Origin of the sequence: Fischerella sp. JS2 (assembly GCF_032393985.1) — a bacterium.
Lineage (GTDB): Bacteria > Cyanobacteriota > Cyanobacteriia > Cyanobacteriales > Nostocaceae > Fischerella.
Genome location: NZ_CP135918.1, coordinates 477595 through 492545, shown reverse-complemented (window position 1 = coordinate 492545; position 14951 = coordinate 477595). Strand labels below are relative to the sequence as shown.

Annotated in this window: 9 protein-coding genes; 6 read left to right on the top strand and 3 right to left on the bottom strand. The window is 42.4% G+C overall.

Annotation, left to right across the window (positions count from 1 at the left end):
• Positions 1–355: 355 nt before the first annotated feature.
• The 3 genes from RS893_RS02060 (at position 356) to RS893_RS02050 (ending at position 2407) form a co-directional block, all read left to right on the top strand.
• On the top strand, positions 356–874 hold the full coding sequence (locus RS893_RS02060) for an adenine phosphoribosyltransferase (protein WP_315789603.1): 519 nt from the start codon (positions 356–358) through the stop codon (positions 872–874).
• A 114-nt stretch (positions 875–988) separates the two neighbouring features.
• Positions 989–2035 (top strand): ABC transporter permease, encoded by a 1047-nt coding sequence (locus RS893_RS02055; protein WP_315789602.1) that lies wholly within the window; start codon positions 989–991, stop codon positions 2033–2035.
• Between the two features lie 90 nt (positions 2036–2125).
• Positions 2126–2407, top strand: a complete 282-nt coding sequence (locus RS893_RS02050; protein WP_315789601.1) for a hypothetical protein — start codon at positions 2126–2128, stop codon at positions 2405–2407.
• A gap of 66 nt (positions 2408–2473) precedes the next feature.
• On the opposite strand, the gene RS893_RS02045 is transcribed toward RS893_RS02050, so the two are convergent.
• From RS893_RS02045 to RS893_RS02035, 3 genes are all read right to left on the bottom strand, one after another.
• Complete coding sequence (locus RS893_RS02045; protein WP_315789600.1) at positions 2474–3463, bottom strand: CAP domain-containing protein; 990 nt, start codon at positions 3461–3463, stop codon at positions 2474–2476.
• Between the two features lie 78 nt (positions 3464–3541).
• Positions 3542–5623 (bottom strand): type I secretion C-terminal target domain-containing protein, encoded by a 2082-nt coding sequence (locus tag RS893_RS02040; protein WP_315789599.1) that lies wholly within the window; start codon positions 5621–5623, stop codon positions 3542–3544.
• Between the two features lie 85 nt (positions 5624–5708).
• Positions 5709–7592, bottom strand: a complete 1884-nt coding sequence (locus RS893_RS02035; RefSeq protein WP_315789598.1) for a choice-of-anchor Q domain-containing protein — start codon at positions 7590–7592, stop codon at positions 5709–5711.
• Positions 7593–8412: 820 nt separating this feature from the next.
• Here RS893_RS02035 and RS893_RS02030 point away from each other — a divergent pair.
• From RS893_RS02030 to RS893_RS02020, 3 genes are all read left to right on the top strand, one after another.
• Positions 8413–9165, top strand: a complete 753-nt coding sequence (locus RS893_RS02030; protein ID WP_315789597.1) for a peptidylprolyl isomerase — start codon at positions 8413–8415, stop codon at positions 9163–9165.
• Positions 9166–9560: 395 nt separating this feature from the next.
• The gene (locus RS893_RS02025) at positions 9561–12500 is read left to right on the top strand and encodes a peptidase domain-containing ABC transporter (protein WP_315789596.1); all 2940 of its coding nucleotides are present in this window, start codon (positions 9561–9563) and stop codon (positions 12498–12500) included.
• Between the two features lie 229 nt (positions 12501–12729).
• A complete protein-coding gene (locus RS893_RS02020) occupies positions 12730–14928 on the top strand; it encodes an HlyD family efflux transporter periplasmic adaptor subunit (protein ID WP_315789595.1) in 2199 nt (732 codons plus the stop codon).
• Positions 14929–14951 lie beyond the last annotated feature (23 nt).

The window sequence follows — 14951 nt, the reverse complement described above, 5'->3', positions numbered from 1 at the left end:
TTGCCCGATATATACATTAACTTACCCGTTCTACCTAAAGTTTTCCGCATACACAAATGCAAGTTTTCCAAGCACAGTTGTTTCTTATAGTTTACTTAGTATCATTTCATTCTTACCTTGGTGTAATTTCCGGTAATCGTCAATGGATGGTATTTATTGCTAATTCAAAGCGTACGACATAATAGTGTACGATTTGTCAGGTATCTGCCCGCCACTGCCCGATGTATTTCCGTCGGGAGAATTGGGTAGTTAAGAAGGTAAAGGATATTCAGTAAAAAAAGGCTGTCATTTTATGACTACAAGCATTTTTGCCCTCTGCCTTCTTGCTCCACCTTCATCTACGCTATCTTTACTTATGAACCTAAAATCTCTGATTCGTGATATTCCAGATTTTCCTAAACCCGGAATTTTATTTCGAGATATTACTACACTACTGCGCGACCCCCAAGGGCTGCGCTACACCATAGATTTGTTTACACAAAAAATTTTAGATGCTGGACTCAAAGCAGATTACGTGATTGGAATGGAGTCGCGGGGCTTTATGTTTGGCACACCTCTGGCTTATCAATTAGGAGCTGGTTTTATCCCTGTCCGTAAACCAGGTAAACTACCCGCAGCAGTACATTCGATTGAATATGAACTAGAGTACGGTACAGATTGCTTGGAAGTACATCAAGATGCTTTGCACCCCCAAAGCCGAGTTTTGATTGTAGACGATTTGATTGCCACAGGTGGAACCGCAGGCGCAACTGCAAAATTGGTAGAAAAAATAGGCTGCGAACTGGTAGGATTTGGGTTTATTATCGAGCTACAAGAATTACAAGGGCGTAAAAATCTGCCAGATGTGCCGATTGTCAGCCTTGTTGAATATTAGTCATTGGTCATTGGTCATTGATTAATAGTTACTACTTGTTACAAATAGCAAAGGACAAAGAACAAATGGCAAATGACTAATGACAAAGGACTAATGACAAAGGACTAATGACAAATGACAACCACAAGAATTTCCCCGGAAGTATTTTGGGATTGGCTAGTAAGGATATTTACTAGCGAAACTTTTCTTTATGTGATCAAAAGATTATTGCAGGCGCTGTTAACTTTGTTTTTAGCGTCAGCGTTGTCGTTTTTTATTATTCAACTTGCTCCTGGAGATTTTTTATCCACACTACAGCAAAATCCAAAAATCGATCCAGCGAGAATTGAACAACTCAGGCGACAATTTGGTTTGGATAAGTCATGGCCAGAGCAATTCTTTCTGTGGCTATGGCGTATTATCACTCAAGGGGATTTTGGCACAAGTTTTGTTTACCAACGTTCTGTAGCGTCACTGATTTGGGAGCGAGTTCCAGCAACTCTATTATTGGCTATCTCTTCTTTGATTGTGACTTGGGTGATCGCTATTCCGTTGGGTATCGTGGCTGCTGTGAAGCAAAATCGCTTTACAGACCGAATTTTACAAGTGATTAGCTATGCTGGACAAGGATTTCCCAGTTTCATCACTGCTTTGTTATTGCTGATTTTTGCTCAATTGACTACTCCCCTATTTCCTGTAGGTGGAATGACCAGCATCAATTACACTGATTTGACATGGTTTGGTAAAATTCTCGATGTCGGCTGGCACATGATTTTACCTACCATCGCCCTCAGCATCACTAGCTTTGCTGGGTTGCAGCGCATTACTCGTGGTGAACTACTAGATGTACTGCGTCAAGATTACATCCAAACGGCTCGCGCTAAGGGGCTACCAGAAAATCGAGTCATTTACGTTCATGCTCTACGGAACGCCATCAACCCCTTAATTACTTTGTTGGGTTTTGAGTTGGCGGGTTTATTAAGTGGTGCATTTATTGCTGAATTTTTCTTCAATTGGCCTGGTTTAGGAAGATTGACGTTGCAAGCAGTACAAAATCAAGATTTATATTTACTGATGGCAAGCTTAGTAATGGGTGCAGTGCTATTAATAGTTGGTAACTTGATAGCAGATTTGTTGCTTAAAGCCGCTGACCCTCGTATTCGTTTAGAAAATTTAAATTAGTTATTTGTTAGTAGTTAGTGGTTAGTAGTTAGTAGTTGGCTATTAACCACTAACCACTATCTATTAACCACTAACCATTAACCAATAACTATGTTTTCCGAAATTTATTATTTGGTAAGGTCACAAACTGACGGTCGTTATCTCACAGCCCATCCCACCTCAGAGGGTGTGAGTTACCTATTAATGTTTCGTGAACACTCTGATGCTCTTAGTTATCTCAACACCCACGCGGGAGAACTAGCGAATCGTTTTGGTGTGGAATCTATTCCTGGTTCCCAGCTAAAAGCTTTGCTCAAACGTTGGGGTTTTGGTGGTGTGGCTATGGTTACTGATCCGTTATTACCAAAAGTTGAATTTTTACAACAAGGTTAAAAGCCAAAAACAGCCAAGAATTAAAGTCCTTGGCTGATAGCATCAATTTATTCCTATTTCCCTGGATTACTTCATGAAGTTACCACTAGTTAATTTAGACACATCTAAGTTTGGCATTACAGAAGAATTATCAAACCCACCAAGTTTTGTATTGTCAAATACGTCAGAACAACTAGTGGTATCACCACCAATATTTATGGGTTTCAGGTAATCAGAGAATTGATTTTGACCGCTATTAACCTGGCCAGTCAGAATTTGACGTAGGTCGCTTCCGTTGTGATTAGTATCAGAACTAGCAATCACGTCTTTGTCTTGTACAGCGCCATATACTAGGCGATCGCGTCCAGCACTAAAAAGAGTATCAAGGATGCTGTTCTTATCACCAACCTTAAAGACATTGTTATCTTTTTCTCCGGGTGATACATTTTTGCCTTGATCACCAGTCAGCATATCGACATCAGCATCACCCATGAGGGGATTTTTTTTATTTCCTCCATTCAATTGATCATTTGTTGGGCTACCCTCGATGACATTATTATCTTGGGTGTCTTGTGGTGGCTGACCCGTTTCGCCACTCACGGTATCAGTATCATCACCAGGTTGAGGTGTTGGTTCAGAAGATCCAGAAGCATCAGAAGATGAGGAATTTGGGATGTAGCTATTAGGATTGAGATCACCACTACCAAAATCCTGAACCCAAAAATTGTCATCAAAACCAACGCCAATTTCAGTATATTTGGAATTGAGAATATTAGCCCGGTGTCCAGGACTGTTCATCCAAGCTGCTACAACCTCTTCAGGAGTTTTTTGACCACGAGCAATGTTCTCGCCCATAGTTTGCGCTTCATAACCAACAGTCTTTGCCCGATCCCACGGTTGAGAACCATCTGGTCCTGTATGACTCAAAACGCCAGTTTCTGACATCTGTTCCGCATATTCGTCAGCAGCATAGTTGAGTTCAGCATTCTCTTTGAGAGGTGCAAGACCATTCTTAGCTCGTTCTTCGTTTGTTAGTTTTACAACTTGTTGTTCAAATGTCATATTGTTTGTTGCCATTTCACTATCCTCACGTATTTCCAAATAGAACTAGCCATGCACCACTGTCAGGGCGCACACCGTGCGCCCTACAAACTATTAACTGAGAACAAAGTTACTGGGGCTTAAACTTGATGCATCAACGTTTGACAACATCATCAAATTCTCAAAACCACCGGATTTTTGACTTCCATCCATATCTAGGCGAACGGCTGTATCACTACCAATCTGTTGAAATTCCAGGTAGTCAGAGAATTTATTTGAGCCGTTATAAGCCGGACCAGACATAATTTGACGCAAGTCGATCGCATCTTGATTGTGGTCAAAATCAGTAATGGTATCTCCTTGGCTTTGCACATCCTGATAGATAAAGCGATCGCGCCCAGCACCACCAGTTAATTCATCTTCTCCTAAGCTAGCGATGATTTGATCGTCACCATCGCCGCCATTGAGAGAATCTTTGCCTTTACCCCCTGATAGTTCATCATTGTTTGAACTACCCATGAGGATATCAACGCCCTGATCGCGCATATATCCCTTGACTTCGGTATTACTCTGGTCATCTTTGCTGTGTGCATTACTTTGACCATTCTTGAGGGTATCACTCCCGTTACCAACAGCTTGTGTGACGGGAGTAGTTGATTGAGAGTTATCACCATTGTTGATAAAATCCTGTATCACCTCCCATTTCGGAGAAGTAGATTGATTAACGTGTTCTAAAGCACCCCAGGCACCCCATTTAGTCGGTGTAACAATGTCAGAGTAGGCGACAAGTTCACTATCGCCACTTAGCTTGTCCCAACCTTTGAGGTATTCTTTATACACTTGCCCCATACGTGGGTCACGGTTAGCCTTGATAAATAAATCAGTGATTGCCTGATTATTCTCTGACCCACTCAGCCCTGTTAGATGCTGTCCACCTTCATAGCCAACCAGATCCAGACCATATTTTTTCGCCTGTTCTGAGTGCTTACTAATGTTGTCTAGTTGTTGGGGTAGTTGTGTTTTGTTCAAGTAGTCAAAGACTTTGTTCAGACCTCCGTCTGATTCCTTAGTCCAGCTTTCTACTTCTGATTGTGCGACCGTCCAATCTTGCTTGTTTGGAGTCACAAATATCCCCAGGTAAGGAGCAATACCGATCGCATCCACTGTAGAATTTGGATCGTACGCTTTCACCTTCTGCATCAGTTGGTCAGTCAACTGTAAGTTACCATTCTGAGCGCCGAGAACCGTGACTACGCGATCGCTATCGTTGCCAAAGACTTTATCCCAGATATCACCCATCTGTTCTGTACGGCGACTGTGCCAGTCTGTCCAATCACCACCCAACTTTTGCCCTTGCTCTTGCGCCCATTGATGTTGACCAAAAACACCATTCCACACTTCGTTGGAATATTCTACATAAACTTTTAGGTTGGGATTGAGCTTTTCTTTGACAACTTTGGCAAAGTTAGCCATGTATTCATCCGAGGCTTGGTGGGGCATATTAAACCAAGGATTAGCCCCGGTACGATTGGCTAAATCAACCATTACTTCTACAGGCACACCCTTATTAAAGTAGGTGTAGGTAGAACTGTCAACTGTCGGTCGATTTTTCCAATCACCCTGTTTAGAGTTGTTGGTACCCATCCAATCCATAAATCGGAGGGTAGAGTAATTGTCAGTTTTATCGACAAAGGTAGGATTAAATACCTGTTTCTGGTAATTTTTTTCCTCGGGTTCAGGTACAAGGCGGATATTGCGAAGATAGTTTCCTGTACCTTTAGGGTCGGTTTCGGTAAGTGATAAGGTTATCCCCTTACTAGAGGGTGTGACATTAATCACATCACGACCAGGTTTAGAAGCATTTGTATCGAGCTTGGCATCTGAGCCATACTCTAACTTGCCCTCGCCATCGTACAAAACTACATATTTACCACTAGGGTAATTTTCTTTAACTCCTGGTGTGGGAGAGATGAGATTGATCAGAGTTTGGACGCTATCATAATTGCCACTGCCTGATTTAGGTAAGGATTTTACCCAACCATTTTCATCTAAATCTAGTTGAATTCCTTGCGGCTTATCTCCTGTTTTGAAATTTTGAGGCATCCAGTCACTGGCCGTTTTGAAGTGATCCAAAAATGGTAATTGGCTAGACCAGTAAGAGACTCCATTCAGGTTTATGCCTAAAGTATTCGCCATGATTATCCCTTTGATTAACGCCAAACGGTTTTATCCCCTACACACCACACTCCTATACCAAAACACTCAAGCACGAAGGTTTTACCTAAGACTGGAACTCATAAGCACCTATATCAACGCCCTTACCTTGACCGCGTTGTTTGCCGTTGTGATCCAGCTTTGCGTAATCAGTGATCGCAGCCGAACCAGTATCAATTGCTGGTGAATTTGCTGTGAGATTGAAATTATTGCCTGCTAAATCGGCAAATCCAACCGAATCCGCCTGAGTATTGTTCTCAGCTTGCAAATTACTCACTCCATTGCCAGTTTCATAGGCTTTTGCAAACTTATTCGTAAATAAGTTATGGTCTAGGGTCACATTCTCAGCATCTTCAACTAAGCCATTACGAAAACTGCTATTCGCGAAGATATTGTTGCGAACCAGAATGTTCTTAGGTTTATAACCACCATAGTTGTCAGAACCATCGATTAAGAAACCTTGAACATTGCCATCAATGGTATTGTTGACAATTTCAACATTACTCACATTACTGCTGACACCAATTCCTTGACCACTATTCACGCCGTCCTTGCCGTTATCAAGAACAATGTTGTTGTAGACACGGATATCAGATACATCCCCTTGATTGGGAACTTCATCTGTAATCACAAGTCCACCAGCAGTATTATTAGCAACAACATTGTTGTAAACATCAATGTTGAACATGTCAGCACGGTTGCCTTCAATATAGAGGGCAGGGCCACCGCTATAACCATCGGGTGTACCGCTAACTATGGCTTGACCAGTAACAGTATTGTCGTGGACAGAACCATTGCGGGAGCCAGTTTTGATATCAATACCTTCGCGATTACCTTCTTTGACAGTGTTATTAGCCACCTCGAAACCATCAACACCCCAGATACTTAGTGATTCTTGTGTACTAGTTGTGAGGTCGAAACCGTCGTTGATATTGCCTTGTTTAGCAGCGTTACCCTTCCATATCCAGCTTGCTCGTTCTACAGTGTTATTTAACACCTTGATATTTTTACTCGTCACCTCGCCTTCGCCACCGTTGTAGTAGGTATCTGGCATGACGATGATCCCAGAAGCACCAGTCTCGTAGGTGTGATTATTTTGCACTGTCATGTTGTAGGCATCACGTAAAGAGATTCCCGCCCAGGATGTGTTCTCAATCCGGAAGCCATCAATTACCCAATTACCTTTGCCAGCTGACTGAATTACTCCTTCCCGGAAAAAGCCACTATTTGGGTCAGGGTCACGCAAGGTAACATCCCCATTGGCTTTAAGTGTGATGTCACCCAACTTACTATCACCAGATTTACCGAGGGTGATGATTTCTGTGTAAGTCCCAGGCTGAACTAGAATTGTGTCACCTGCCTTCACAGGAGATTTTTCATTCACTGCATGGTTTACAGTTTTCCAGGGTTTATCAAGTGTACCTGGATTATCATCGCTGCCATTGGGTGAAACGTAGTAGACATCCCCAGAGTTATGAGACTGACTCGAGTCTGTAGTTGCTGCTAGAACAGCCGGTTTGTGAGTAGAGTCACTAATGATACTCGTGCCTAGAATATCTGAAGTTGTAGTTTCTGGTCGAGTATCAGAAGTGGGCTTGTCTTTGATGCCAGTTAGAACATCTCTATCTATGTTGCCCCTGAGTTTATCATTGTCATCATTGCTTAGGAGTTGTCTATCTTCTGTACCAGAAAATAGATTGCTGTTGTTGCTACTATGTAATCCGTTGTCTTTTATACCCAAGTCTTTGTGCAGCCAAGTACTAACTCCTGAGTTAGGTAAGGATTTTTCCCAACCAGTTTTATCTAAATCCAGTTGAATTCCTTGCGGCTTTTCCCCTATTTTGGAATTTTGAGACATCCAGTCACTAGCAGTTTTGAAGTGATCCAAAAATGGTAATCCGCTAGAGTGGTCAGAAACTCCACTTAGGTTTGTGCCTAAAGTATTCGCCATGATTATCCCTTTAATGAACGCCAAATGGTAGATTCCCTGGGATACCTACGGGAAATTTATCAACAGAGCCAAAGTGAGAATGACTTGCAATTGCTTTCCCCTTATGTACGGAGAAGCTAGTAATCCATCTGTTTTGCTATTAGTCATTTGTATTTACGCACGTATATAAGAACAAGTGACTAATGCAATGCTTGCAGCAATTCTTGAACAAGAAATGGCGTATACGCTCTAAGAGCAGCTTTCCGTAGGATACTTGAACTCACAATATTGTTGCGACAACAGCAAAAAAGCGGTGACTACGAATTTGTTCATTCACTCAGAATAAAAGCTACTGTAGCTTTTTTCGCGCTTGCCTTGTGACGGTCATTCAACTGTCACAAGGCGTCTAAAATACAATTTATACATATATTTTGCATGTTCTTTTATATGGGAATATTGATGTTATTCGACCATTTTGCATAATTAGCTTTTGATATATCTGCCTACCTGGGAACCAAAAACTACTTTAGCAAGTACTTTTAATTACAAAAAAAATATTTTTAATAAAGTTTTTACCGCAAAAAGAGGAACAAGCCTTTGTCAAAAAAATCGCAAATCAGTATAGAATGTAATATTTTGGTAAAGTTTAGCGAGAGTCACGATAAAAAATTGACAAAGTCTTATTAAAAAATTTCCTGATGCAATCAAAAACTCGATGTAAATCAATAGAGACAGGGTCTAACTATAACTATTTATAGATTGACTTTCTGACTAGTCTCGCCTTGGTGAGATGTTTCAGATTTTCAAACATGAGAAAGCCGAATCGCGCAAGCTAGGAATTATGACGATACAAACCTTGCAAGTGGGTAACGAAGTACTTCAGGCAGATCAATTATTGTCTTTGCTACATCGTTATCAGTTGTTGCCGCAGGTATTACGCGCCAAAGTCATAGACGAGGCGATCGCACTTTTGAGTTGCACACAAGCAGACAAGCAAGCAGCGATCGCTAGCTTTATGGCGCGTCATCAACTCACCTCACCAGAGGAACAACAAGCATGGTTGCAACAGCACCAGCTAACAGAAGCAGAAATGCAAGAATTGGCAATCCGTCCGGTGCTGATCCAAAAATTTCAACTTGCAATGTGGGGCAATAAGTTGGAGTCTTACTTTCTGCAACGAAAAGCCAACCTAGATCAGGTTGTATATTCTCTAATTCGCACCAAAGACGAAGGACTAGCCCAGGAATTGTATTTTCGGATTTGTGAAGGAGAACAATCTTTTGCTAGTGCAGCCCAGAAATATTCCCAAGGGCCAGAAGCCCAAACAGGAGGAGTTTTGGGGCCAGTTCCCTTATCTCAACCCCATCCAATCATTCAACAAATTTTATCAGTGAGCCAACCTGGTCAACTTTGGGAACCACGGGCAATAGCTGATTGGTTTGTCATCATTCGCCTAGAAAAATTAATGCCTGCACAGTTAAATGACGCTATGCAGCAGCAGTTATTAGATGAACTCTTTGAAATCTGGATACAAAAACAAGTTCAAACGCGCCTACAATCCTCTAACCATAATATGGAGGCTATGGCAGCGTAAATTATCGATATTACACCTCTTGAAAAGTACCCTTTGCAAGAGTAGGAAAAAGGTTAAAGGGGAAAGGATTTTTCATTCCTTTAACCCTTCCCCCGACTTCTGTAAGAAGTCTATTAACCCAGGTTTATGAAAACCCAAATTACCCATTCCGTGGAGATTTGGAACATTAAATTCAGTGAACATTACTAGCCGCAGTTATCAAGGCGTATGGATAACTGTACAGACGCGATGTTCCTCGCGTCTCTAACTGATAACTGATAACTGTGAAGTGAGGTTGTGAGGAAAGGAGACAAAAAAAATTGCATATGTTCTTCCCATTACCTAATGCGCCACCGACCCCTAAAAGTTAGTGGATAGACCACTAGGTTGTGTGGGAGTTTCTAGGAGAAATTTAGATGAAGCCAGCTATTACCCAAACCGACATCATAAAATTCTTAGCCGATACTCCCCCTTTCAGCAAACTACCGCCAGTTACCTTAGAAACAATTGCAGCGAAATGCCAACTGTTGCAATATCGTACTGGACAGTGGATGTTGGTGAGGGAAAGAATGCCAGCGCAAGTGATGGTAATTTATCAAGGACAAGCGCGGCTATTGGGCTACGACCAACGTAGGGCTGCTCAGGTGAGTTTGACGGTGGTAGAGCCAGGAGAGTTCCTGGGTTGGCTAGGATTATTACGTGGGGTAAGTTGCGAAGCAGCGATCGCTTCTAGTGAAGTCATTGCTATTACTCTGGAAGCAGAAGAATTTCTGCAATTGCTGGGCAAAGAACCAGAGTTTGCCGAAGCAGTGCGATCGCGTCCACAGATCATAGAAGTATTTGATCTCCTGAGTTTGGAACTCCAACGACAAGCAGATGCAGCTACCGATTTAAAAGACTTAGTCCGTCAGCATTGGCAACAAATAACGGTGGTGAATCTGCCACCAGGGAAAGTAGATTCCCAGAAATTTAATGATGACCACATTTGGCTAATCAGCGCTGGTATGTTCGATGGAATGAGCGTTGGTAGCCGATTATTGATAGATAACAACCATCCAGATATTTGGCACAGTGACACCGAAGTCCGTTTAATTGGTATTCCCTGGAAGTCTAATACCAAGAAATCTAGCAAGGACAATACTTCCAGTCTGGCAATTTCCCCCGCCCCAGAATACCCACCTAATCCTGCTGTCGAACATATCGCATCAGCTGACAGCATATTCGTATCAGGACAAGGCCCCCTTGATGTTTCCTTAGCGTGTTTCCAGATGTTACATCGCATCTTAGGGGGTTCTTTTCGCCGGGATTTAATTCGCAAAGTCTTGACAAATCAACTTAAATCGAACAAGCAGATTTCCCTACAAGTAGCAGGGGCCGTTGTGGAAATGATGGGTTTGCAAGCCCAGTTAGTCAAAGTTCCTGCTAACGTCATCAATCGTTTGAGTGCGCCAGCCATCATCTATTGGCAAGAAAGTTTAGCCTTACTGTACAAAATCACAGAACATGAAATCGTTGTCGCTGCCCCAGAAACAGGCATTTCTTATTATTCTCTGGGAGAGTTTGGCAACATCTGGGGACAATCAGGACAAGTCTTGGTTATCGAAAAACCAGAAGAGGAACGTCCAGAAAAATTTAGTCTGCGTTGGTTTTTACCTTCCATCTACAAATACCGCTTGGTATTGATTGAGGTTCTGGTTGCTTCATTTTTTGTCCAAGTATTTGGCTTGGCAAACCCAATCATTACCCAGATCATCATCGATAATGTCTTGATGCAAAAAAGCCTCGATACTCTCGATATTTTGGGGATTTTCTTACTTGTCATTGCAGTATTTGAGGCCATCTTGACGAGTCTGCGTACCTATTTATTTGCCGATACTACCAACCGGATTGATATCCGCCTGGGTTCAGAAGTCATTGAACATCTGTTGCGATTGCCCTTAAGTTACTTTGAACGTCGCCGCGTCGGTGAATTGGCAGGGCGGATTAATGAACTCGAGAATATTCGTTCTTTCTTGACCGGAACAGCATTGACAGTGGTGCTAGATGCGGTGTTTTCGGTGATTTATATCGCCGTCATGCTGTTTTATAGTTGGGTGCTGACACTCGTTGCACTAGCTTGTGTCCCATTGTTTGCCCTGTTGACAACTTTGGTGGTTCCCGTCGTCCAGCGACAATTACGCAAAAAAGCCGAACGCTATGCTGATACCCAATCTTATTTGGTAGAGGTACTCACCGGCATTCAAACAGTCAAAGCCCAGAATATTGAATTGAAATCCCGTTGGCAATGGCGCGATCGCTATACCCGCTACATCAGCGCTGGATTCAAGAACGTATTAACTTCCAGCACCGCCAACTCCATCAGTGGATTTTTAAATCAATTCTCTAGTTTTGTATTGTTGTGGGTAGGCGCTCATTTAGTCATCTCTAATCAACTCACCCTTGGTCAATTAATCGCCTTTCGCATCATTGCTGGTTATGTTACCAGTCCTCTGTTACGTCTGATTCAACTTTCACAAAACTTTCAAGAAGTGGCATTATCCATCGAACGTCTTGGTGATGTCTTAGATACCGCCCCAGAAGTACAGCCAAGCGATCGCCACAATATCCCCTTACCGGAAATTGAAGGCGCAGTCAAATACACAAGCGTTTCCTTTGGTTTCAATCCTGATGATGCTTTGCAACTGCTCAACATTAATCTTGACATTGCCCCTGGTACTTTCGTCGGCATTGTCGGACAAAGTGGTTCCGGTAAAAGTACAATGACAAAATTATTACCCAGACTCTATGAACCATTAACAGGGCAAATCCAGATAGATGGCTATGACATTAGAAAAGTAGAGTTAAATTCCCTGCGCCGTCAAATTGGCATGGTGCTACAAGATACCCTATTATTTGAAGGGACGATTCAAGAAAACATTGCCCTCATTCGCCCAGAAGCAACTACCGAAGAAATCATTGCTGCTGCCAAAGCTGCTGCTGCACACGATTTCATCATGGCACTACCCAACGGCTACAACACAAGCGTAGGGGAACGGGGTTCTGCCCTTTCCGGTGGACAAAGGCAACGCATCGCCATCGCCCGTACAGTTTTGCAAAATCCGCGACTACTGATTTTAGACGAAGCTACCAGCGCTTTAGATTACCAATCGGAACAACAAGTATGTCGCAACCTCATGGAAGTCTTTGGTGGTCGCACCGTTTTCTTCATCACCCACCGTCTGAACACAGTCAAAAATGCCGATGTCATCATCATCATGGATCGGGGTGCGATCGCTGAACAAGGAACCCATGACGAACTCATGGCCATGAAAGGACGATATTACTGTCTCTATCAACAACAAGGACAACAAGAGTAATCAATTGTCAATGGTCAATGGTCAATGGTCAATTGTCATTTGTTAGTGGTTAGTAGAGACGCGATTAATTGCGTCTGTACATTAGTAGTTAATAGTTGGTTATTACTCACACTCCCCACACTCCCTACACCTCCCCATCCCCCTTCCCTTGTCCTCCTTGTCCCCCGTGTCCCCACTGCCCCTAATCCCCACTCCCACTTCCTACACCTCCTCTACATAGAAAAAAACCATGCTTGATCCATCTTTATTGCTGCTAGCTTGTACAAACTGTTCAGAAACGTCACTCAACACCCCTGAAACACCCGCTAATCATTGCGAGCAAATTCTGGTTGATGAAACAACAACTCAATTAAACCCAGATTTGCATACCTGTGTGACTGAACCGGAAGCCACTAAGGTAAGTTTCTCATCATCACAACAACCGAGATTGAAATTTGGTAGTCAAGGCACAGCTGTTTCCCAACTGCAAACTCAGCTGCAAAAATTGGGACATTATCACGGTGCAATTGATGGTAAATTCGGTGTACTTACTCAAGCAGCAGTTATTGAATTTCAGAAAGAGAAAGTATTAGACTCTGCTGAAGGTGTAGTTGATGCTGCAACTTGGCACTCCCTCCAACCATCCCCGCCCAAGGTTACAACTACTAAAACTGACCCTAGAGATAGTTTTGTAGCTCAGAGCAGTCAAGATAGCATAAATTCAAGCGCAAGTCAAGAAGATAATTTTGTAGATCAGAGCGATCGCCAAAACACCAGTCAAAACTCAAATCAAAACAACAATTACCATGTAAATTACTTAGAAGCTGCCCCAAGTCAAACATCTATTTTCTTGCCTTTGGGTGGTTTCATGTTTTTGCTGACAGCTGGGGGATTAGTATTTATTTGGAAGCGTCTGCCAAAAACCCAACGTCAATGGCAATTGCTGTTGCAAGGAAGTACAGCAATTTTCAGTTCGGGAATTACTATACCTCGTGATACACCTGCTGAGACAAACGACTTTGATCAGCCAGTCATTTTAAAACAATCCCGTGTCTGGTCACATGCTATTGTTTGGAGCATTGTCGGTGTGACGAGTTTTGCAGTGGTTTGGGCTTCTACTGCCAAAATTGACGAATCTGTTCCTGTGCAAGGAAAACTCGAACCCAAAGGTTTAGTGAAAGAAATTCAAGCGCCAGTGGGGGGAGTGATCAACAAGATTCATGTTCAGGAAGGACAACGAGTCGAAAAAGGCGATCTATTGGTTAGCTTTGACCCTACAGTTGCCCAAGCAAAATTACGCTCACTGCAAGAAGTTCGAGTCAGCCTAGTACGAGAAAATAATTTTTACCGTACTCAGATGCGAACTTCCACAGCTAATTCTACTAAAAGAGAGTTCCAGATATCACCAGAGTTAGCATCACTCACAGAGAACCGTGTTGCTTTGGTACGGGAAAATGAACTTTATCGTGCAGAATTGCTTGGTGAGACAGCAATACGTAACCTTGATCCAGACTTGCGAGAACGTTTGATTAACAGACAAACAGAAAGAGACTCGCGCATTGCCACAGCACGGCTAGATGTAGAACAATTATCCAAGCAGTTAAATCAAGTGCAAGTCCAATTAACAAGTGCGAGGGGTAGCCTGGCAACAAATTTGGAAATTGCCGATAATTTAGACATGTTGGTGAAAAAAGGAGCCTTTGCTCGTTTACCTTATCTAGAAAAGCGCCAAACAGCAGACGCTAGCAAAGCCGAAGTGAATCGGCTTGTGCAAGAAGAACAACGCCTGCGGCTGGCGATCGCACAATCACAAAAGAAATTAGAAAATGCGATCGCTCTATCTAAAGAAGACTTACTCAGTAAAATTGCTGAGAACGACAAGCGCATTGCTGAAATAGATAGTCAACTTACCAAAGTGATGGTCGAAAATAAAAAACGTATCCAAGAAATTGATGGCGAAATTAGCGAAATTTTTTCGACCTTAAAATATCAAGAAATCCGGGCCACAACTAGTGGAATTGTTTTTGACCTTAAGCCTCGTAGTTCTGGTTACGTCTACAATACCAGCGAATCTATTCTCAAAATCGTGCCGCCAGAAAATCTTGTTGCTCAAGTTTTTATCACCAACAATGATATTGGCTTTGTCAAAAATGGAATGCCTGTTGATGTGCGAATTGATTCTTTCCCCTACACAGAATTTAGTGATATTCGAGGCGAGGTAGTTCGGATTGGTTCTGATGCTTTACCACCTGATCAAAACACTCCCTACTACCGTTTTCCGGCTGAAATTCGCTTATCAAAACAATCGATTAATGTTAACGGCAAAGAAATCCCTCTCCAATCTGGTATGTCTTTGAACGCTAATATTAATGTCCGTAAACGGACTGTAATGAGTATTTTCACAGAAAAATTCTTAGGCAAGATAGAGAGCCTAAAATATACTCGTTAGTCTGGAGTTGTACTAATTCAGCT

Bases quoted from the DNA above. Each gene is read 5' to 3' on its own strand.
- RS893_RS02020 (WP_315789595.1), top strand. From the start codon at position 12,730: ATGCTTGATCCATCTTTATTGCTGCTAGCTTGTACAAACTGTTCAGAA.
- RS893_RS02045 (WP_315789600.1), bottom strand. From the start codon at position 3,463: ATGGCAACAAACAATATGACATTTGAACAACAAGTTGTAAAACTAACA.
- RS893_RS02035 (WP_315789598.1), bottom strand. From the start codon at position 7,592: ATGGCGAATACTTTAGGCACAAACCTAAGTGGAGTTTCTGACCACTCT.
- RS893_RS02050 (WP_315789601.1), top strand. From the start codon at position 2,126: ATGTTTTCCGAAATTTATTATTTGGTAAGGTCACAAACTGACGGTCGT.
- RS893_RS02030 (WP_315789597.1), top strand. From the start codon at position 8,413: ATGACGATACAAACCTTGCAAGTGGGTAACGAAGTACTTCAGGCAGAT.
- RS893_RS02040 (WP_315789599.1), bottom strand. From the start codon at position 5,623: ATGGCGAATACTTTAGGCATAAACCTGAATGGAGTCTCTTACTGGTCT.
- RS893_RS02060 (WP_315789603.1), top strand. From the start codon at position 356: ATGAACCTAAAATCTCTGATTCGTGATATTCCAGATTTTCCTAAACCC.
- RS893_RS02025 (WP_315789596.1), top strand. From the start codon at position 9,561: ATGAAGCCAGCTATTACCCAAACCGACATCATAAAATTCTTAGCCGAT.
- RS893_RS02055 (WP_315789602.1), top strand. From the start codon at position 989: ATGACAACCACAAGAATTTCCCCGGAAGTATTTTGGGATTGGCTAGTA.